The organism is Amycolatopsis endophytica (genome assembly GCF_013410405.1).
Taxonomy (GTDB): domain Bacteria; phylum Actinomycetota; class Actinomycetes; order Mycobacteriales; family Pseudonocardiaceae; genus Amycolatopsis_E; species Amycolatopsis_E endophytica.
Genome location: NZ_JACCFK010000001.1, coordinates 2568866 through 2586592, shown reverse-complemented (window position 1 = coordinate 2586592; position 17727 = coordinate 2568866). Strand labels below are relative to the sequence as shown.

Below are 17727 nucleotides of genomic sequence, written 5' to 3'. Positions count from 1 at the left end.
GCTCGGCACCCCACTCCGCCGTCAATTTACCGCTGCCGCGAGTTCGTAGAAGGCCACGGCCGCGGCAGTGGCCACGTTGAGGGAGTCGACCCCCTCGCTCATCGGGATCCGGACCGCGACATCGGCGCTCGCCAGCGCCTCGGCGGTGAGCCCCGGCCCCTCCGAACCGAGCAGCAGCGCCGTCCGTCCACCACCCGAAGCCACCTCGCGCAAGCTCACCGCGTCGGCTCCGGGGGTCATCGCCGCGATCCGGAACCCCGCCGCCCGCACCCGCTCCAACCCGGACGGCCACGGAGTCAACGCGGCGAACGGCACCCGCAGCACGTTGCCCATCGACACCCGCACACTGCGCCGGTACAGCGGATCGGAACACCCGGCGCCGAGCAGCACCGCGTCGACCCCGAGCGCGGCCGCGTTGCGGAACAACGCGCCGAGGTTCTCGTGGTCGCCAACGCCCTCCAGTACCGCGATCACGCGGGCCCGCGCCAGGATCTCGTCGACATCCGGTTGCGGCGCGCGATCGGCCACCGCCAGCACGCCGCGGTTGAGGTGGAAGCCGACCACCGCGGCCATCACCTCGGCCGACGTCACGTACGCGGGCACCGGCACCCCGGCCAGCTCAGGGGCCAGCTCGCCGATCCGCCGCTCGACCCCCAGCAACGCCCGCGGCGGGTACGCCGAGGCGAGCAGGCGGCGCACGACCACCGTGCCCTCCGCGATCACCAGTCCGCGCCCGCCCGGCCGGTCCGGCCGCCGGTCCGCCGTCGACAGGTCCCGGAAGTCGTCGAGCCGCGGATCACTCTCGTTGTCGGTTCGCACGATCTGGGCCACGGCATGAAGTTTGCGACTTCGGGGTAAACCCTCCGTAGTCGGGGTGGGTACTCCGAACGGACTCGGTACCACTGGACCGAATGGAGCAGCACGAGACGAAGTGCAGCACGTCACGGCGAGGCCACCGTTTTGGACGATGACCGCGGAACGATCGTTGTGCGACGGTGGTCGGCCGAACACGCCGAGGCGATCACCAGCCGCGGCCCGGACTCCAGAAGAAGGATGGCATGGGCAAGGAAGTGTCGGCGGACAGCTTCACCCCACGGGACCGGGCACGCTACCGGCACAAGCTCCAGCGGTGTCTGGACACCCTGGCCCGGATGCTCGCCGACAACAGCTTCTCGTTCCCGCGAAGACACATCGGACTCGAGGTCGAGCTGAACCTCGTCGACGAGCGGCTGACTCCGTCCATGTCGAACAGTACCGTGCTGGAATCACTGGACGACGAGTCGTTCACGACGGAACTGTCGCAGCACAACATCGAACTGAACGTCCCGCCGCGCCCGCTCGCGGGCAGGTCGGCGATCGATCTGGAGGACGACCTCGTCGGTTACCTCGCCGGCGCGGACTCGCACGCGCACACCGCGGGCGCGCGGCTCGCCGTGATCGGCATCCTGCCCACGCTGGAGCAGCACCACTTCGACCAGAAGTGGATCACCAACAACACGCGCTACACGCTGCTCAACGACCAGATCTTCGCCGCCCGCGGTGAGGACATCGCGCTGTCGATGGACGGCGCCGCGCTCACCGGGCACAACCCGGAGCGGTTGCGCACCTACTCGGAGTCGATCCTGCCGGAGGCCGCGTGCACGTCGGTGCAGCTGCACGTCCAGGTCGCGCCCGAGGAGTTCGCCACGCACTGGAACGCCGCGCAGTGCCTGGCGGGCGTGCAGGTCGCGGTCGGCGCGAACTCGCCGTTCCTGCTCGGCAAGGCGCTCTGGCACGAGACCCGCATCCCGTTGTTCCTGCAGGCCACCGACACGCGGCCGGAAGAGCTGCGCAACCAGGGCGTGCGGCCGCGCGTGTGGTTCGGCGAACGCTGGATCACGTCGATCTTCGACCTGTTCGAGGAGAACGTGCGGTACTTCCCCGGCCTGCTGCCGCAGACCGACCGCGAGGACCCGCTGGACACGCTGGAGAACGGGCAGGCGCCGCAGCTGACGGAGCTGATGCTGCACAACGGCACGGTGTGGCGCTGGAACCGCCCGGTGTACGACGTGGTCGACGGCAAACCGCACCTGCGCGTGGAGAACCGCGTCCTGCCCGCCGGGCCGACGGTGCTGGACATGATGGCCAACGCGGCGTTCTTCTACGGTGCACAGCGGGCGCTGGCGGAGGCGGAGCGTCCGGTGTGGACACAGATGTCGTTCCAGGCCGCCGAGGAGAACCTCTACGCCGGTGCCCGCAACGGGTTCGACGCGCAGCTCTACTGGCCGGGCCAGGGCTGGGTCCCGCCGGACGAGCTGGTGCTCCGCGTGCTGCTGCCGCTCGCGGCAGGCGGCCTGCGCAGCGCCGATGTGTCGGAGGCCGCCATCGACCGCTACCTCGGCGTCATCGAGCAGCGTTGCCTGACGCGCCGCAACGGGGCGTGGTGGCAGCGCGCGGTGGTCGCGGAGTCGGAGGCCCGCGGGGCCGAGCGGGAATCGGCTCTGACCGCGATGCTGAGCCGCTACCTCGAACTGAGCCGCGGTGGCGAGGCCGTGCACACCTGGCCCGTCGACGCTGCGTGATCATGGCTCTGTTCGGGTCAATACCGGCTTCTTAGGGTAGCCTAAGTGACCGATGTCGCTTAGGCTGCCTGTCATGGTGGCTCCCCTCACGGTTGACCTGGATTCCGACCGGACCCCGTTTTCGACCACGCTGCGGGAGTCGACGCGGCGCGCGCACGACCGGGCGCACCACTCGCGGTACATGCGCGAGCTGTTCAGCGGCGACCTCGACCTGTCGCAGTACGCGCGGCTGGCCGCGCAGTACTGGTTCATCTACGAGGCGATCGAGCAGGCCGCCGACGCGATGCGCCGCGATCCGGTCGGCAGCCGGTTCGTGTTCGACGAGCTGCGCCGCCTGCCGTCGCTGACGGTCGACCTGGAGTTCCTCTACGGCGAGCACTGGCGTGAGCACGTCCAGCCGGTCGCGGCCACCGAGGACTACGTGCACCGCATCCGTGCGGTGGCCTTCGACTGGGCGGGCGGCTACGTCGCCCACCACTACACCCGCTACCTCGGCGACCTCGCCGGCGGGCAGGCGGTGCGGAAGCTGCTGGCCAAGGCCCACGGCGTCGAGGGGCCGGGCGCGACGTTCTACCACTTCGACGACATCGGCAACGTGCCCGCGTTCCGCAAGCAGTACAAGGCGCTGCTCGACGACACACCGTGGACCGGGGCCGAGCGCTCCCGGATCGTCACCGAGACGCTGGTCGCGTTCGAGTTCAACATCGCAGTGCTCGACGACCTGGCGCAGTGATCATCGGCACACCGCTGTTGACCTCGATCAAGCTGGAGGTTGCAGGCTTGCGGCATGACCGGTTCCCGCAGTGCGGACAGCGGCTCCCCAGTTAGCCACGTGCGCCCGCGAGGACTAGGTTCTGATACGGCAAGGGACTTTGCGTCGCACAAGAAGGAGGGCTGATGGCCCGCTACGAGCTTCCCGAACTCGACTACGACTACGGCGCGCTCGCTCCGCACATCTCGGGTGAGATCAACGAGCTGCACCACAGCAAGCACCACGCGACCTACGTCAAGGGCGCCAACGACACCCTGGACAAGCTCGCCGAGGCTCGGGACAAGGGCGACTTCGGGTCGATCGTCGGCCTCGAGACCACACTGGCGTTCAACCTGGCCGGGCACGCGAACCACGTGGTGTGGTGGAAGATCCTGTCCCCGGAGGGTGGCGACAAGCCGACCGGTGACCTCGCGTCCGCGATCGACGAGTCGTTCGGTTCCTGGGACAAGTTCCAGGCGCAGTTCACCGCGGTCGCCACGACCATCCAGGGCAACGGCTGGGCCGCGCTGTCCTGGGACCCGGTGGGCAAGACGCTGATCACGCAGCAGCTGCGCGACCACCACAACAACCTCATCCTGCCGACCGTGCCGATCCTGCTGGTCGACGTGTGGGAGCACGCGTTCTACCTGGACTACAAGAACGTCAAGGCGGACTACGTCAAGGCGCTGTGGAACGTCTACAACTGGGGCGAGATCAGCAAGCGCTTCGACAACGCCGTCTCCGGCGGCAACGGCCTGCTCCTCTGAGGAGGGCTAGCCCACGAGGGGTCCTTCCGCGCGCCCGCGCGGACAGGGCCCTTCTTTTTTTGCCTTGACCTCGACCACAGTGGAGGGTGCAGGCTGACGGTATGGACGTCGACGCGTACCTGGCCCGTATCGGGGCCGCCCGGCCCGCCGTTCCGAACGTGACGGCGCTGCGTGAGCTGCACGTGGCCCACCTGCTGACGGTGCCGTTCGAGAACCTCTCCGTTCACCTGCCCGAGCGAATCGTGCTCGACGAGGAATCATTGTTCGACAAGGTTGTACGGCGGCGCCGTGGCGGCTTCTGCTACGAGCTGAACGGCCTCTTCGCCGCACTGCTGCGCGAGCTCGGGTTCACGGTGACGCTGCTGGCGGGACGCGTCTACGGCGGCGGCCAGTGGGGCGCCCCGTTCGACCACCTGGCCCTGCGGGTCGACCTGGACGAGCCGTGGCTGGCCGATGTCGGCTTCGGCAGGTTCGCGCGGGAGCCGTTGCGCCTGAACGCGTGCGCACCGCAGGAGGACGTCGAGGGCGAGTTCCTGGTGCTCGATCTGCCCGGCAGTGACATCGAGGTCCGGCACAACGGCGAGCCGGTCTACCGGCTGGAGCCGCGGGCGCGGGAACTCGCCGACTTCGTCCCGTCGTGCTGGTTCCAGGCCACCTCGCCGGACTCGCATTTCACGCAGAACGTGCTGTGCGCGATCTGCACGCCGTCCGGCCGGATCACGATCGCGGGCGACAAGCTGATCGAAACGGTCGACGGCAAACGAGCCGTGCGGGATCTGGACGAGCGGGAGAAGCTCGAGGCGTACCGGGTGCACTTCGGCCTCGACATGAACGAAGCCCCGGCGCTGGGAAACTTCCCGGCACCGGGGCTCCGCCCGTTCCCGAACTGACTGCCGCTCCCACCACGAAGCGGACAAGCATTAGGTTAGCCTAACTTCACTGCCGTCCGCAAGTGGCCCTTCGTTCACTCGATCGTGGCGGCCACGGCGTCGACCGTCCGGGCGAGCAACACGGCGATGGTCATCGGGCCCACGCCGCCGGGAACGGGCGTGATCGCGGCGGCGCGCTCGGCCGCCGCCGCGAACTCGACATCGCCGACGCCGCCCGGGTGGTACCCCGCGTCCGCCACCACGGCACCCGGCTTGATCCACTCCCCGCGGACCAACTCGGGCCGCCCGATCGCGGCCACGACGACGTCGGCCTCGCGCACCACCTCCGCGAGTTCGCGCGTCTTCGAGTGGCAGTAGGTGACGGTGGCGTCCCGCGCGAGCAGGATCCCGTCCACCTCCGGATCGGCGGACAGCTCACCGACGCGAGCCACGGGTTCGGCCGTCGTCGTGGTCTCGGGCAGCTCGACGCTGCGCGAGGCCGGGTCGTCGCCGACGAGCACCGTGGCCAGCACCGGTGGGCGGCCCAGCGCGCGGACGCGCTCCGCGGTCTCGTCCCTTCTCGACCTGCACTCCCTGGTGGTTGTCCACCCGACGCCAGTCGTGCACCACCCACGTTAACGCTCCGGAAGGGGATCACTGCTCGAACTCGCTCGGTCACCGGATAGCGTTGCGCGCGTGAAGACGTCCACAGTGATCGCCATCGTGATCGGCGTTCTGCTGTCCTTCGCGTCCGTCGCCGGTGCGGCCGGCTACATCTGGTCGCAGGGCAGCGCCGCGCCACCCGCCGCGCCGGGCCTGCCCGCCGTCTGGCCGACCAAGGACGGCGAGCTGCCCCGGCGCGTCCCGATGCCCTCCGGCGAGATGATCGCCGCGCTGCCGTCCGACAGCTCGGGCCACGTGCTGTGCCAGGCGCTGTCCGAGCAGCGCTGGCAGGCCGTGCTCGGTGGCGCCACGCTCCGCGAGGTCCGCGGCGGCGGCTGCCACATCGTGACCGGGAGCCTCGACGTCGTCCTCCGGCTCGACAACCTGCCCGCGCAGCTTCGCTCCCCGCAGACGCTGACCGTCTCCGGGCGCGCCGCCGAGGTCGAGTCCAGCGGCACGGTCAACGCGCGCCTCAACGCCCATCTGGTCGACGACCAGCCCAGCGGGGAGATCCACCCCTACCTGCGGGTGGAGATCACGCGCTACGCCGTCACCCGTCCGGGTCTCGCGCTCGACGAGCTCGCCACCTCGATCGCGCGCGACGTCATCGACTCCACCATGGCGCCGGGACCGGACCTGCCGCGGGCGAACCAGAACGGCGTGATCGCGATGGAGGCAACCGAACCGGTGCCGGGGTACGGCATTCTCGACTCGCCGTGGCCGGTGGTCTCGTGGCAGCTGTGCACCAGCCTGGCCGAGGCGATGAAGACCAGCACCACCTCCGCGAAGCCGAAGTTCGACGGCCGCTGCACGGTCCGCACGGTGCAGGCCGCGCTGAGCGACGACGTGACCCCGCGCGCCTACCCGGACACCCTCGCCGGCCGTCCCGCGCTGATCACGCCGGACGTGGTGGCGGTCAAGCTCGACGACGACACCAGCCAGGAACTGTCCTTCACCGGCACCGGCCGGGACCTCAGAGCGCTCGCCGAGTCCGTCCTGCCCGCGCTCCTCGGGCGCTGAGCACGCGCAGCCCGGCCAGCTGGACCGGCCGGGCCATGCCGCCCCGACGGGCGAGCACGATCGCGCAGGCCACGGCGGCGATCGCGGAGATCGTGCCGCCGATGTAGAACGGCGACCGGCCACCGAACGTGTCGGCCATCCACCCGACCATCGGGCCGCCGATCGGGTTGCCGCCGATCAGCACCAGCACGTAGAGCCCCATGACGCGGCCGCGCATCTCCGGCGAGACCGACGTCTGGACGAGCGAGTTCGCGGTGTTGAGGAACGTGATCGTGGCGAAGCCGAGCGGGATGAGCGCGATCCCGAAGGCCAGGTACGTCGGCATGAACGCGGCGACGACCTCGACGGCGCCCAGGCTGAACGCCGCGATCAGCAGGAGCCGCACCCGCGGCCTGCCGCGCACCCCGCGGCGGGCCGCCATCAGCGAACCGGTGAACGTGCCGACCGCCAGCAGCGTGGACAGCAGGCCGTACCCGTCGGCCTGGGTACCGAAGACGTTGCCCGCCACGATGGCCAGCGACGTGAAGAACGTGATCCCGAACGTGCTGACGAAGAACACCAGCACCATCAGCGACACCAGGTCCGCGCGGCCGCGCACGTAGGCCAGGCCCTCACGCAGCTGCCCCTTCGCCCGTGCCACGGCCGGGCCGCGGAAGAGCTTGTCCGGGTTCATCAGCAGCAGGCCGGTGATGACGGCGAGCGTGCTGACCGCGTTGGCCAGGAACATCCAGCCGGTGCCGACCCAGGTGATCGCGAAGCCGGCGATGGCGGGCCCGACGATCCGCGCCATGTTGAACACCGACGAGTTCAGCGCGACGGCGTTGGTGATCTGCTTGCGCCCCACCATTTCCGCGACGAACGACTGACGCGCGGGCACGTCCAGCGAGCTGAAGATCCCGAGCACGAAGCACAGCAGGTACACCTGCCACAGCGTCACCACGCCGCTCACGTCGAGCAGCCCGAGCACCAGCGCCTGCACCCCGATCCCGCTCTGGATCGCGATGCACAGCTTGCGCTTGTCGACGCGGTCGGCGAGTACGCCCGCCCACAGGGACAGCATCAGGGTCGGCAGGAACTGCAGCGCCACCGCGATGCCGAGCGCGACCGGGTTGTTGCCGGACAGCGTGAACACCAGCCAGTCCTGCGCGATGCGCTGCATCCAGGTGCCGATGTTCGAGATGACCTGGCCGGAGAAGAACAGCCGGTAGTTGCGCACCCGCAGGGACGCGAACATGCTCAGCTTGGGCTCGGGCTTCTCCGCGGGCGCTTCCGGGGGCTCGGAGGTTGTGCGAGTGCCGTCGGCCAGGCGCCCGGCAGGGGCTGTGCAGGACGAGCGGTCGGCCCCGGATGGTGGGGCCTGGCCTCGGGTAGCCGTGGTCGCCGGATCGGTCTGTCCTTCGGTACCCGTGTTGGCCCGCACCGTTATTCGTTCCCCGCCATCCTGTCGATGATCTCGGCGGCGCGGGCGAGGACTTCTCGCTCGTCGCCGCTCAGTTCTGCCAGCTTCCGGTCCAGCCAGGCTTCGCGCACCGAGATCGTTTCGCCGACGAACGCCAGTCCCCGTTCGGTCAGCGTGACGATCGACTGCCGCCCATCGGTGGGGTGCGGGCTGCGCTCGACGAACCCGAAGTCCTCCAGCGCCGCGATGACGCGGGTCATCGACGGTGGCTGGACGCCTTCCCTTGCCGCGAGCTTGCCCGGGGTGAGAGGCCCGCACTTGTGCAGCGTGGACAGCGCGGCCAGCTGCGTGAGCGAGACGTTCTCGTCGGTGCGCTGCGCCCGGAGCTTGCGGTTGAGCCGCACCACCGCGAGCCGCAACCGGCTCGCGAGTGCACGTTCCCGCATATCGGACACATAGTTAGCATACCTTACGATCAAGGTGGCGGCCGGGTGAAATCGGTCGCACCCTACTTTCGGCTGAACCAGCTCACGACCACGCCGTTGCCGAACACCCTGCGATCGGTCACGTCGAACCGCGTCGGGTCGAACTTCCCGTCCACCAACGGAATTCCGTCACCGGCGACCACCGGGTAGCTCTTGATCACCAGCCGGTCCACCTCCGGCCAGACCGCACCGGCGAGCTTGCCGCCGCCGCACAGCCAGATGTCCTTGCCCTCCTCCCGTTTGAGCGAACGGACGAGGCCGAGCGGATCTCCGTGCACCACTGTCACCGCGGGGTCCGGGCTTTCGCGCAGGGTGCTCGACACGACGTACTGCCGCAGGTGCGCGTACGGGCTCGTGACGCCCATGTCCAGCGCCGACCGGTAGGTGCCGAGTCCCATCACCAGCGTGTCGATGTTTTCGTTCGGGACATCGGCGATCCCGGACGCCTGGCGCGCGAGCGTCGGCACGGTTTCCGGGAAGGTCTTCAGCATCCAGCCGCGGTACTCGTCGAACTGGGCGCCCTCGCCCTCGGGGTAGAAGTCGAACTCGCCACCGGGGCCGGCGATGCGGCCGTCGATGCTCACTGCCATGTAGTAGACCAGCTCTCGCATGAACAACTCCTTCTGAAGTACTATGTCTGTAGTGGTTCGTAGATTAGTACTACAGATGGAGTGGTGTCAATGATGCGCAGAAATCCCGAACGGCGCGCGGCTCTCACCGACGCCGCGATCGAGGTGCTGGCCGAGGAGGGCGCCCGCGGCCTCACCTTCCGGGCCGTCGATGCGAAGGCGGGCGTGCCGACCGGCACCGCCTCCAACTACTTCGCCAACCGCGACGACCTGCTGCACCAGGTCGCGGAGCGGTTCTACGAGCGGCTGCAGCCCGACGAGGCGACGATCGCGCGGCAGCTGTCGTCCGACCGCACGCGCGAGACCTACACCCAGCTGATGCGCGAACTGGTCGAGCGGGTCAGCGACTTTCGCAGCGGCTACCTGGCGCTGCTCGAACTACGCCTGGAGGCCACGCGGCGCCCGAAGCTGCGCGAGGTCCTGACGCAGCGGGTGCGCGCGGACGTCGACGCCAACGTGACCTACCACGAGTCGTCCGGGCTGCCCGGTGACGCGATGGCGGTGCGGTTGCTGATCCTCACGTTCAACTGGCTCATCGTCGAGCAGCTCACACTGCCCGAGGTGTTCTCCGAAGCCGAGCGCGAAAAACTGATCAAGACCGCCGTCGAGCGGCTCGTGCTCCCCTGACCTCAGCCGATCGCGTCCTGGATCGGGCCGACGGCGAAGTAGGCGACGAACGCGACCGCGATGATCCACAGCAGCGGGTGGACCTTGCGCGCCCCGCCGGTCACGGCCTGGATCACCACGTAGGAGATGAACCCGGCGCCGATGCCGTTGGTGATCGAGTACGTGAACGGCATGACCACGATCGTCAGGAACGCGGGCAGCGCGATCCGGAAGTCGCCGAAGTCGATTTCCCGCACCTGGCTGATCATCAGCGCACCGACGATCACCAGAGCGGGCGCCGCGGCCTCGACCGGGATCACCTCGTAGAGCGGCGTGAAGAACATCGCGGCGAGGAACAGCAGACCGGTGACGACGTTCGCCAGTCCCGTGCGCGCACCCTCCGCGATACCGGACGCGGACTCGACGAACACCGTGTTCGAACTGGACGACGCGGCACCGCCCGCCACCGCGGCCAGGCTGTCCACGAACAGCGCCTTGCCGGTGTTGGGCAGCTCACCCTTCTTGTCCAGCAGCCCGGCTTCCTTGCCCAGCCCGGTCATCGTGCCGATGGTGTCGAAGAAGTCGGTCAGGATGAGCGTGAACACCAGCAGCGTGGCGGTCAGCGCGGGCACCTGCACCCACGCGTCGAAGTTGACCTGGCCCAGCAGCGACAGGTCCGGCAGGCCTGCCACCTGATCGGGCAGTGCCGGGTAGCCGAGGTTCCACCCCCGCGGGTTCGTCCCGTTCGACGGCCCGGCGTCGACGATCGCCTCCAGGACGATCGCGATCACCGTGGTCGCCAGTACACCGATCAGGATCCCGCCGCGCACCTTCTTCGCGACGAGAACACCGGTGATCAGCAACCCGATCGCGAACACCAGCGTCGGCCAGCTCGCGATCGAGCCGTTGATGCCGAGCCCGACCGGCACCGTGGTGCCCGCCTCGTCCGGGATGCGGCGCACGAACCCGGCGTCCACCAGGCCGATCAGGGTGATGAACAGGCCGATCCCGACCGCGATCGCCGCCTTCAGCGGGGCGGGCACGGCACGGAACACCATCGTCCGCACCCCGGTCAGCACCAGGATCAGGATCACGATGCCGTTCACCAGCACCAGGCCCATCGCGGCGGGCCAGCTCATCTGCGGCGCCATGGTGACCGCCAGCATCGAGTTGATGCCCAGGCCGGTGGCGACGGCGAACGGGTAGTTCGCCACGATCCCCATCAGGATCGTCATCACGCCGGCGACCAGCGCGGTGACCGCCGCGACCTGCGGAACCGGCAGGATGTTGCCGAACAGGTCCTTGTGCGCGCCCGCGTCCTGGGCCGAGAAGCTGCCGATGATCAGCGGGTTCAGCACGACGATGTAGGCCATCGTCACGAACGTGACCAGACCGCCGCGCACCTCGCGGCCGACGCTCGACCCGCGCTCGGTGATCTTGAAGAACCGGTCGAGCCCGGTCCTGCCGCCCTGCACAGCCATGCAACCTGCCTTACCTGGTGATACTGGGATGACCCGCGGGTAGCCTTCCTGACGTGGCCGATCCGATCAACGCCGGGGATGTTAAACGTCCGTTGCTTCCGGTGCCCGAGTTACCGCGGCGACTGGTGACCCTCTACCCGGTGGTCGTCGTCGGCACACTCGCCTGGTTCGCGGGGTTCCTCGTCCTCGGCGCGGTCCGCCTGTTCGGGACGGGCGGACCGGCGAGCGTCTGGATGTGGACGTGCCTGTCCGGCGGTGTTCTCGGCCTGATCGGGATGGGCATCATGAGCTGGCAGCGCTACGCCCGCTCCCACGGCTCCCGCAGCGCCCAGACGGGTCTCTAGAGCAGGAACGTCGTCGTCGCGGGGTCGTTCAGCACGGCTTCGACGAGGTGGCGCTCGGACCACCGGCCGGTGGCCCAGGCGAAGGCGCGGGCCAGGCCCTCGGGTGAGTCCTCGGCGTGATGTTCCCCGTGAAACTTCCCACTTTCGCACCACCACGGCGTGGCGCGCTTGACGCCGTCCATCTCGACCGTCAGCTCGTCGTGCACCACGAGACCGCCGTCCGGCAGCGAGATGTCCAGCAGCTCCGCGGCCAGCACCAGCGCGGTCATCTCCGGCCACGGCACGAACTCGCCCTCGCTGCTCACGCGGGCGTCCGCGTGCTCGGACAGCAGCGGGATGTCCAGCAGCTCGGCCAGCGCCGCCGCGTCCGCGCCCGGAGACGCCGCGACCAGGCGTTCCGGCGCCCACACCGCGCCGAGCCACGGCTGGTCGAGCACCGCGGTCCGCTCGGCGTCCACCACCGATCCGTCGACCGTGCGGACCCGCTCCGGCGCGTCCAGCTCGCTCCACTCCAGGTCGGCCGCCGCGAGCACGGCGTGCGCCCGCAGGATCAGCCCCGGCGGCACCACCCGGTCCGGGTCCCCGAGCCGGTCGAGCAGGTCGGCGGCGTCGTCGAGGGTGCGCACGGCCAGCGCCGACCGGACCCCGGCCGCGGCGAGCACGTCCGCACGCACTTCCACGTCGGGCACCGGGTCGTACAGGCCGGTCAGGCCCTCCGCGTCCGGCAGCCGCCAGTCGGCGGGCGCGCGCCCGGCCAGCAGCGCGTTGCGTCCGAGCCACGCCGCGCTCGGGCTGCCCCGCATCGTCAGCGCCTGCCACGTCTCGCGCTGCCCGGCGATCAGCGCCAGCGCGCGTGGCCAGGCGTCGTCGGCCACGAGGTCGAGGTCGCGGATCTCCGGCCGCTCGTCCTCGTTGTCCACGACCAGGAACTCGTCGAGGACGCCGAGCTCGGTCAGCACCCGCACCGGCCACTGCTGTGCGAACTCCGCGTCCAGCACGGAGAACGGGCCGTCCTCTTCGAACACTTCCGGATCGAAGACCTCGCGCAACGGTGAGGTCGCCAGCACCAGCTCGTCCGCCCGGCGCCAGCCGTCCGCCGAGGGCAGCGCGAGCGCGCCGAGCCCTTCCCCGGAGGTGTCGGAGGCCAGGCGCAGCACGGCTTTCGCGAGCGGTTCGGTGTCCAAACCGGACTCCGCGTCGGTCACGCTACGCTCGACTGCCTCGCGCAGCGCTGGCGCTTCGAGCAGATCCGTGGCCCCCGCCTGCTTGGCGCCGAGGCGCTCCAGCAGCGGGTGCGCGGCGTCCGGGTGCACCAGCCGCAACCCGCCGACATCCGCGTCCGCCAGCAGGTCCAGCAGTTCGGACGGCCCGAGCAGCAGCGCACCGCGAGGCCCGGGCAGCGTACGACCGTCGGCCAGCGGCACGGGCAGCGCGCCCAGCTCGTCCGCGGTCACCTCGTGGTTGTCCAGCAGCGGCAGGAACGCGTCGTAGAGCGCGCGCCACCACTCCGGACCCCGGTCGGCACCGGTGAGCAGGTCGACCAGCTCGGACACGTCGAGGCGGTCGGCATCGACGGTCGCCAGGACCTGGGCCGGTTCGTACCCGCTGATCCCGGCGAGCCCGGTCACGACGTCGGCGAGCAGCTCCAGCAGCCGCGGCGACTCGACGGACAGCACACGGGCCCCGGAGGGCACCAGATCGTCGCCGCGAGCGGCGGGCAGCCACGCCTGCGTGGCCAGCTGACGACTCACCAGCTCGCGCAGTGTGCCGTCCACTTCGGACAGCGGGAAACCGGCCTCCGGAACCAGTTCCAGCCGGTCCCCCGGGGCGAGCCTGCGGACCAGCGCCGGGTACTCGCGGGCGGCCGCGGCGAGCGCGGCGTCCGCACCGGGCAGCACCCGGCGACGGGACGGTTCCAGCGGCACGGTCGCGATCAGCCGCGCGGGAAGCGACAACCGCTCGTCGGTCGGGGTCGGCGCGTGCAGCACGTCCTCGGTCAACCGCCCGTCGACCGGCTTCGCCCACACCGCACCTTCACCGGCCTGGGTCAGCCACCGGACCGTGCCGGACGGAGTACCCAGCTCGACCACACCGTCCACTTCGGACCGGGTCCAGACCGCCCCCGGCGCCTCGATCCGCGCCAGCCAGTGCAGGGACAGCAGCAGGTCCGCGGCCTCGTCGCCCAGCCGTGCCAGCAGGTCCGCGGCATCCACGTCGTCGCGCAACGGCAGGCGAACCTCGGTGTCGAAACCCTCGGGCACGTCCTCGTCCGACGGCCACGGCAGGCGCAGCACCGGCACCGCCCCGTCGCGCCCGGCCGCTTCCCGTGTCCGCGTCTCGGAGAACGCCACGCCACCGGTGCGCGAGATCACCCGCGGCTCGCTGGTGACCGCGAGCACCGCGGCGAACCCGACGCCGAACTGGCCGACGGCGCCGCCCTGCTTGGCCGAAGCTCGCAGCGAAGCCAGCGAGGCGACACCGGCCGCGTCCAGCGGTGCACCGGTGTTGGCGACCCGCAACTCGCCGTCGGTCAGGGAAACGCGGAGCGTGCCCGGCGTCCCGGCGGCAGCAGCGGCGTCGGCCGCGTTCTGGGCCAGCTCGACGAACAACCGGTCGCGGTAACCGCCGACCCGCAGATCCTGCTCGGCGTTGGTGTCCTCGGTGAACCGGGTCGGCGAGTCCTGCCAGGCCCGCAGCACCGAGTTCCGCAGGGCCCCGGTGCCGAAGGGATCAGTCACCCGCCGTCTCGGCGTCCGCGGTGACCCCGGTCTCCGCCTTCGGCTCCTCGACCGGCTCCATGTCCAGCAGCGAATCGTCGTAGACCAGCTCGGCGACCGGCACCGACGAAGTCACCTCGACCTCGACCTCGGAGTGCGCGCCGCAGCCGTACTCAGCGTGCACGACGTTGCCGTCGGCGGGCGCGATCTCGTTGCCGCACACGCCGAACGCCGCGCGCAGCGAACCGGCGAGCGGGAGGTAGAAACCGCAGGTGCCGCAGTGGGCCGGCGCGCTGCGCGCCATGTCCGAGCGGGGGCCGAACTCGCCGCGGTTCCAGCGCGTGGCGGCGTCCTCGCGGCCGTACCGGGACAGCACGTGCACCCGGCCAAGACCGGCCTCGTGCGCGACCTCCTCGACCGCCGGATCGTCGGACTGCAGGTACGCGGGCACCAGGCGCGGATCGTCCTTGTCCGGCGGGAGGATGTCGCCGACGCCGAGGTCACCGGCCCGCACCCGCCGCTCCCACGGCACCCACTGCGGGGCGATCAGCGCGTCCGGCCCCGGCACGAGCACGACCTCGCTGACCGTCACCGGCGTGTCCTGACCCGCGTTCGCGACCGTCACCGACCAGCGCCAGCCGCGGTAGCCGGGCACCTCGGCCTCGAACAGGTGGCTCGCCGACACCGCGTCCTCACGCGAGACGCCGACGTGCGCCCCCACCTGCCCGGCACCCACGTCTTCGACAGCGGCCTCGCGGGCGAGGTCGACCGCCTCGGCGAGGGCGCGCTCCACCGAGCCGTCGTCCAGGGTGAGCAGCAGCGTCATACCCCAATTGTGCCCCGCGCGCTCTGAACGGCCGTGCCAGGGTGGAGCGGTGCGCACGCTGATCGCTTCGATCCTCGCCGCGGCCGTCACGCTGGGTGGCTGCGCGGCGTCCACACCGCCCGCACCGGCCACCGTTCCGCAGCTCACGGTGCAGGTGCTGGAGACGCTGCCGCACGATCCGGCCGCGTTCACACAGGGGCTGGAGTTCGAGGGCGGCACCCTGTACGAGGGCACCGGCCTGGTCGGGCAGTCGTCGCTGCGTGCCGGACCCGCCGGGCAGGCGCCGGTGACGCGCGTCGACCTGCCGTCGCCGCTGTTCGGTGAGGGCATCACCGTCACCGGTCCGACCGTGTGGCAGCTGACCTGGCAGAACGGCGTCGCGATCGAGCGGGACGCGCGGACGCTGGCCGAGCTGCGGCGCGTGTCCTACGACGGCGAGGGCTGGGGACTGTGCCACGACGGCGGGCGGCTGGTGGCCAGCGACGGCTCGGACCGGCTGACCTTCCGGGATCCGGCGACCTTCGCCGTCACCGGCGAGGTCACCGTGCACTCGGGTGACCAGACGTTCGCGCAGCTCAACGAACTGGAGTGCGTGAACGGCGCGGTGTACGCCAACGTCTGGCAGACCGACCGCATCCTGCGGATCGCCCCGGCGACCGGCGAGGTGACCGCGCAGATCACCGCGGCCGGGCTGCTCACCGCGGCCCAGGAGTCCTCCGCCGACGTCCTCAACGGCATCGCCGCGGTCCCCGGCACCGACGAGTTCCTGATCACCGGGAAGCTCTGGCCGTCCATGTTCCGGGTGAAATTCGTCCCTGCTTCCTGATCGCCCAGCGCGCGGGCCCGGGCATACGGCAAGATTGACCCGTGGGTCGCAAACGGAAGTGGACACCGGCACCGGGGGCCGGTCACTCGTGGCGCGCCCAGGGCGGCTTCTACCCGGAGTCCGCTCCGGTCCCGGACGCCGACGAGGCGCCGACGAGCGCCTTCCCGGCAGGCGACCGCACGCAGCAACCTCCGCGCGGCGCGCGGCCGTACCCGCCGCGTCAGCCACCGCCGCCGCAGCGCCCGTGGCACAGCGAGCCGCCGCGAAGCGAACCGCCGCCCCCACGCCGCACCGAACCGCTCTACGAGCACTACGACACTGACGGCTACCAGAAGACACCGCCCCGGCCGGAAGCCGAAGAGACCACCGAGCACCGCACCGAGGCCACGGCAGGCCCGCTGCCGCGCGTACCGAAGAAGCTGACGGTCACGCGGGTCGCCGCGCTGCGCAGCCGCGAGCTCGGCGGCAAGGCGGTCGGCGCGTTCCAGCGCGCGACGAAGGCTGACGGGGCCGACAAGTCCGGCCTCACGTCGCTGACGTACGCGGTGATGCTGAACTACGCCAGCGACGCGGCGATGGCCATCGCGCTGGCCAACACCCTGTTCTTCGCGGCCACCAGTGGCGAGGGCCGCGGCAAGGTCGCGCTGTACCTGCTGATCACCATCGCGCCGTTCGCGCTCGTCGCGCCGGTCATCGGCCCGCTGCTGGACCGGATCCAGCGCGGCCGCCGCCTGGCGATGTGCCTCACCTCGGTCGGCCAGGTGCTGATGGCCGTGCTGATGGCACTGCACTTCAACGACTGGGGCCTCTACCCCGCCGCGCTCGGCAAGATGGTGCTGTCCAAGTCGTTCACGGTCCTCAAGTCCGCGGTCACCCCGCGGGTCGTGCCGCCGGACATCACGCTGTCGAAGACCAACGCGCGCCTGACCGTGTTCGGGCTCGCGGCCGGCGGCGTGTTCGGCGCGATCGCCTCCGGCGTGAACTCGGTCTTCGGGTCCGCGGGCGCGTTGTGGTTCACCGGCGCCATCTGCGCGGCCGGGGCGTGGCAGGCGATGCGAATCCCGGCGTGGGTCGAGGTGACCGAGGGCGAGGTCCCGGCCACCCTCAAGGCCCACCCCGCGCAGAAGAAGAAACGGCAGCCGCTGGGCAGCGATGTCGTGCTCTCGTTGTGGGGCAACGGGACCATCCGCATCCTCACCGGGTTCCTGATGATGTTCGCCGCCTTCGCCGTCAAGGCACACGCCGAAGGCACCGGGCAGAGCCCCTTCATGCAGCTGCTGCTGCTCGGGCTGATCGGTGGCGCGGCCGGGCTCGGCGGGTTCGTCGGCAACGCGCTCGGCTCGCGGCTGAGTTTCGGCCACGCGAGCCAGGTGATCCTCGGCTGCATCGGCGCGACGCTGGCATCGACGATTCTCGCCACGCTCATGTCCGGCATCGTCACCGCGGCGATCGTCGGGCTCGTCGGGGCGACGGCCAGCGCGCTGGCCAAGATCAGCCTCGACGCGGTGATCCAGCGCGACCTGCCGGAGGAGTCGCGGGCGTCGGCGTTCGGCCGGTCGGAGACCGTGCTGCAGCTGGCGTGGGTGTTCGGTGGCGCGGTCGGCCTGCTGCTGCCGCCGACGTACTGGATCGGGTTCCTCGTCGTGTCGATCCTGCTCGCACTGGGGCTGGCGCAGACGTTCCTGCTGTCGAGAGGTACGTCATTGGTGCCCGGCCTGGGCGGCAAGCGTGTGCGCATGCCCGCGCGCACCGGCAACGGGGCCGCTCCGCGCGTGCAGTGAAC

General features: G+C 70.6%; 17 protein-coding genes. 9 read left to right on the top strand and 8 right to left on the bottom strand.

All coding sequences use genetic code 11. The features are described from left to right. Window positions 1-21: 21 nt before the first annotated feature. Window positions 22-831: a TrmH family RNA methyltransferase gene (locus HNR02_RS12870; protein ID WP_179773422.1), complete on the bottom strand. Its 810-nt coding sequence runs from the start codon at window positions 829-831 to the stop codon at window positions 22-24. 227 nt (window positions 832-1058) lie between these two features. On the opposite strand from HNR02_RS12870, the gene HNR02_RS12865 reads away from it, so the two are divergent. From HNR02_RS12865 to HNR02_RS12850, 4 genes are all read left to right on the top strand, one after another. Continuing rightward, window positions 1059-2561, top strand: a complete 1503-nt coding sequence (locus HNR02_RS12865; RefSeq protein WP_179773421.1) for a glutamate-cysteine ligase family protein — start codon at window positions 1059-1061, stop codon at window positions 2559-2561. Window positions 2562-2634: 73 nt separating this feature from the next. Next, complete coding sequence (locus tag HNR02_RS12860; protein ID WP_179773420.1) at window positions 2635-3294, top strand: biliverdin-producing heme oxygenase; 660 nt, start codon at window positions 2635-2637, stop codon at window positions 3292-3294. Between the two features lie 164 nt (window positions 3295-3458). Then, complete coding sequence (locus HNR02_RS12855; protein ID WP_179773419.1) at window positions 3459-4079, top strand: superoxide dismutase; 621 nt, start codon at window positions 3459-3461, stop codon at window positions 4077-4079. Between the two features lie 101 nt (window positions 4080-4180). After that, window positions 4181-4969 carry an arylamine N-acetyltransferase family protein gene (locus HNR02_RS12850; protein WP_179773418.1) on the top strand — a complete coding sequence of 263 codons (789 nt, stop codon included), beginning with the start codon at window positions 4181-4183 and terminating at the stop codon, window positions 4967-4969. A gap of 74 nt (window positions 4970-5043) precedes the next feature. Here the strand turns inward: HNR02_RS12850 and HNR02_RS12845 are convergent, their stop codons facing one another. Continuing rightward, window positions 5044-5481: a hypothetical protein gene (locus tag HNR02_RS12845; RefSeq protein ID WP_376772854.1), complete on the bottom strand. Its 438-nt coding sequence runs from the start codon at window positions 5479-5481 to the stop codon at window positions 5044-5046. 163 nt (window positions 5482-5644) lie between these two features. Here HNR02_RS12845 and HNR02_RS12840 point away from each other — a divergent pair, with 163 nt between their 5' ends. Next, entirely contained in the window at window positions 5645-6631 is a 987-nt protein-coding gene (locus tag HNR02_RS12840) for a hypothetical protein (protein WP_179773417.1), read from the top strand. Here HNR02_RS12840 and HNR02_RS12835 read toward each other — a convergent pair. From HNR02_RS12835 to HNR02_RS12825, 3 genes are all read right to left on the bottom strand, one after another. Next, entirely contained in the window at window positions 6585-7865 is a 1281-nt protein-coding gene (locus tag HNR02_RS12835) for an MFS transporter (protein ID WP_179773416.1), read from the bottom strand. The genes HNR02_RS12840 and HNR02_RS12835 overlap by 47 nt on opposite strands. A gap of 188 nt (window positions 7866-8053) precedes the next feature. After that, window positions 8054-8476 carry a MarR family winged helix-turn-helix transcriptional regulator gene (locus HNR02_RS12830; RefSeq protein WP_179775886.1) on the bottom strand — a complete coding sequence of 141 codons (423 nt, stop codon included), beginning with the start codon at window positions 8474-8476 and terminating at the stop codon, window positions 8054-8056. 62 nt (window positions 8477-8538) lie between these two features. Further along, complete coding sequence (locus HNR02_RS12825; protein ID WP_179773415.1) at window positions 8539-9126, bottom strand: dihydrofolate reductase family protein; 588 nt, start codon at window positions 9124-9126, stop codon at window positions 8539-8541. Between the two features lie 69 nt (window positions 9127-9195). Here HNR02_RS12825 and HNR02_RS12820 point away from each other — a divergent pair, with 69 nt between their 5' ends. Next, window positions 9196-9771, top strand: coding sequence for a TetR/AcrR family transcriptional regulator (locus HNR02_RS12820; protein ID WP_179773414.1), 576 nt, complete (start codon window positions 9196-9198; stop codon window positions 9769-9771). A gap of 2 nt (window positions 9772-9773) precedes the next feature. Here the strand turns inward: HNR02_RS12820 and HNR02_RS12815 are convergent, their stop codons facing one another. Then, window positions 9774-11231, bottom strand: a complete 1458-nt coding sequence (locus HNR02_RS12815) for an NCS2 family permease (RefSeq protein WP_179773413.1) — start codon at window positions 11229-11231, stop codon at window positions 9774-9776. Window positions 11232-11332: 101 nt separating this feature from the next. Here HNR02_RS12815 and HNR02_RS12810 point away from each other — a divergent pair, with 101 nt between their 5' ends. Continuing rightward, entirely contained in the window at window positions 11333-11575 is a 243-nt protein-coding gene (locus HNR02_RS12810) for a DUF2530 domain-containing protein (RefSeq protein ID WP_179773412.1), read from the top strand. Here HNR02_RS12810 and HNR02_RS12805 read toward each other — a convergent pair. Together HNR02_RS12805 and HNR02_RS12800 are read right to left on the bottom strand one after the other, a co-directional pair. Then, entirely contained in the window at window positions 11572-14313 is a 2742-nt protein-coding gene (locus HNR02_RS12805) for a sacsin N-terminal ATP-binding-like domain-containing protein (protein ID WP_179773411.1), read from the bottom strand. The genes HNR02_RS12810 and HNR02_RS12805 overlap by 4 nt on opposite strands. Beyond that, on the bottom strand, window positions 14306-15118 hold the full coding sequence (locus HNR02_RS12800) for a DUF3027 domain-containing protein (protein WP_179773410.1): 813 nt from the start codon (window positions 15116-15118) through the stop codon (window positions 14306-14308). Before HNR02_RS12800 ends, HNR02_RS12805 begins: the two co-directional genes overlap by 8 nt. A 49-nt stretch (window positions 15119-15167) precedes the next feature. On the opposite strand from HNR02_RS12800, the gene HNR02_RS12795 reads away from it, so the two are divergent. Together HNR02_RS12795 and HNR02_RS12790 are read left to right on the top strand one after the other, a co-directional pair. Next, window positions 15168-15944, top strand: coding sequence for a glutaminyl-peptide cyclotransferase (locus tag HNR02_RS12795; RefSeq protein WP_179773409.1), 777 nt, complete (start codon window positions 15168-15170; stop codon window positions 15942-15944). Window positions 15945-15985: 41 nt separating this feature from the next. Further along, window positions 15986-17725, top strand: coding sequence for an MFS transporter (locus HNR02_RS12790; protein WP_179773408.1), 1740 nt, complete (start codon window positions 15986-15988; stop codon window positions 17723-17725). Window positions 17726-17727: the final 2 nt, after the last annotated feature.

Excerpts from the sequence above, each read along its gene's own strand:
- HNR02_RS12865 (WP_179773421.1), top strand. The coding sequence starts at position 1,059 with ATGGGCAAGGAAGTGTCGGCGGACAGCTTCACCCCACGGGACCGGGCA.
- HNR02_RS12860 (WP_179773420.1), top strand. The coding sequence starts at position 2,635 with ATGGTGGCTCCCCTCACGGTTGACCTGGATTCCGACCGGACCCCGTTT.
- HNR02_RS12855 (WP_179773419.1), top strand. The coding sequence starts at position 3,459 with ATGGCCCGCTACGAGCTTCCCGAACTCGACTACGACTACGGCGCGCTC.
- HNR02_RS12850 (WP_179773418.1), top strand. The coding sequence starts at position 4,181 with ATGGACGTCGACGCGTACCTGGCCCGTATCGGGGCCGCCCGGCCCGCC.
- HNR02_RS12835 (WP_179773416.1), bottom strand. The coding sequence starts at position 7,865 with ATGTTCGCGTCCCTGCGGGTGCGCAACTACCGGCTGTTCTTCTCCGGC.
- HNR02_RS12830 (WP_179775886.1), bottom strand. The coding sequence starts at position 8,476 with ATGCGGGAACGTGCACTCGCGAGCCGGTTGCGGCTCGCGGTGGTGCGG.
- HNR02_RS12825 (WP_179773415.1), bottom strand. The coding sequence starts at position 9,126 with ATGCGAGAGCTGGTCTACTACATGGCAGTGAGCATCGACGGCCGCATC.
- HNR02_RS12820 (WP_179773414.1), top strand. The coding sequence starts at position 9,196 with ATGATGCGCAGAAATCCCGAACGGCGCGCGGCTCTCACCGACGCCGCG.
- HNR02_RS12815 (WP_179773413.1), bottom strand. The coding sequence starts at position 11,231 with ATGGCTGTGCAGGGCGGCAGGACCGGGCTCGACCGGTTCTTCAAGATC.
- HNR02_RS12800 (WP_179773410.1), bottom strand. The coding sequence starts at position 15,118 with ATGACGCTGCTGCTCACCCTGGACGACGGCTCGGTGGAGCGCGCCCTC.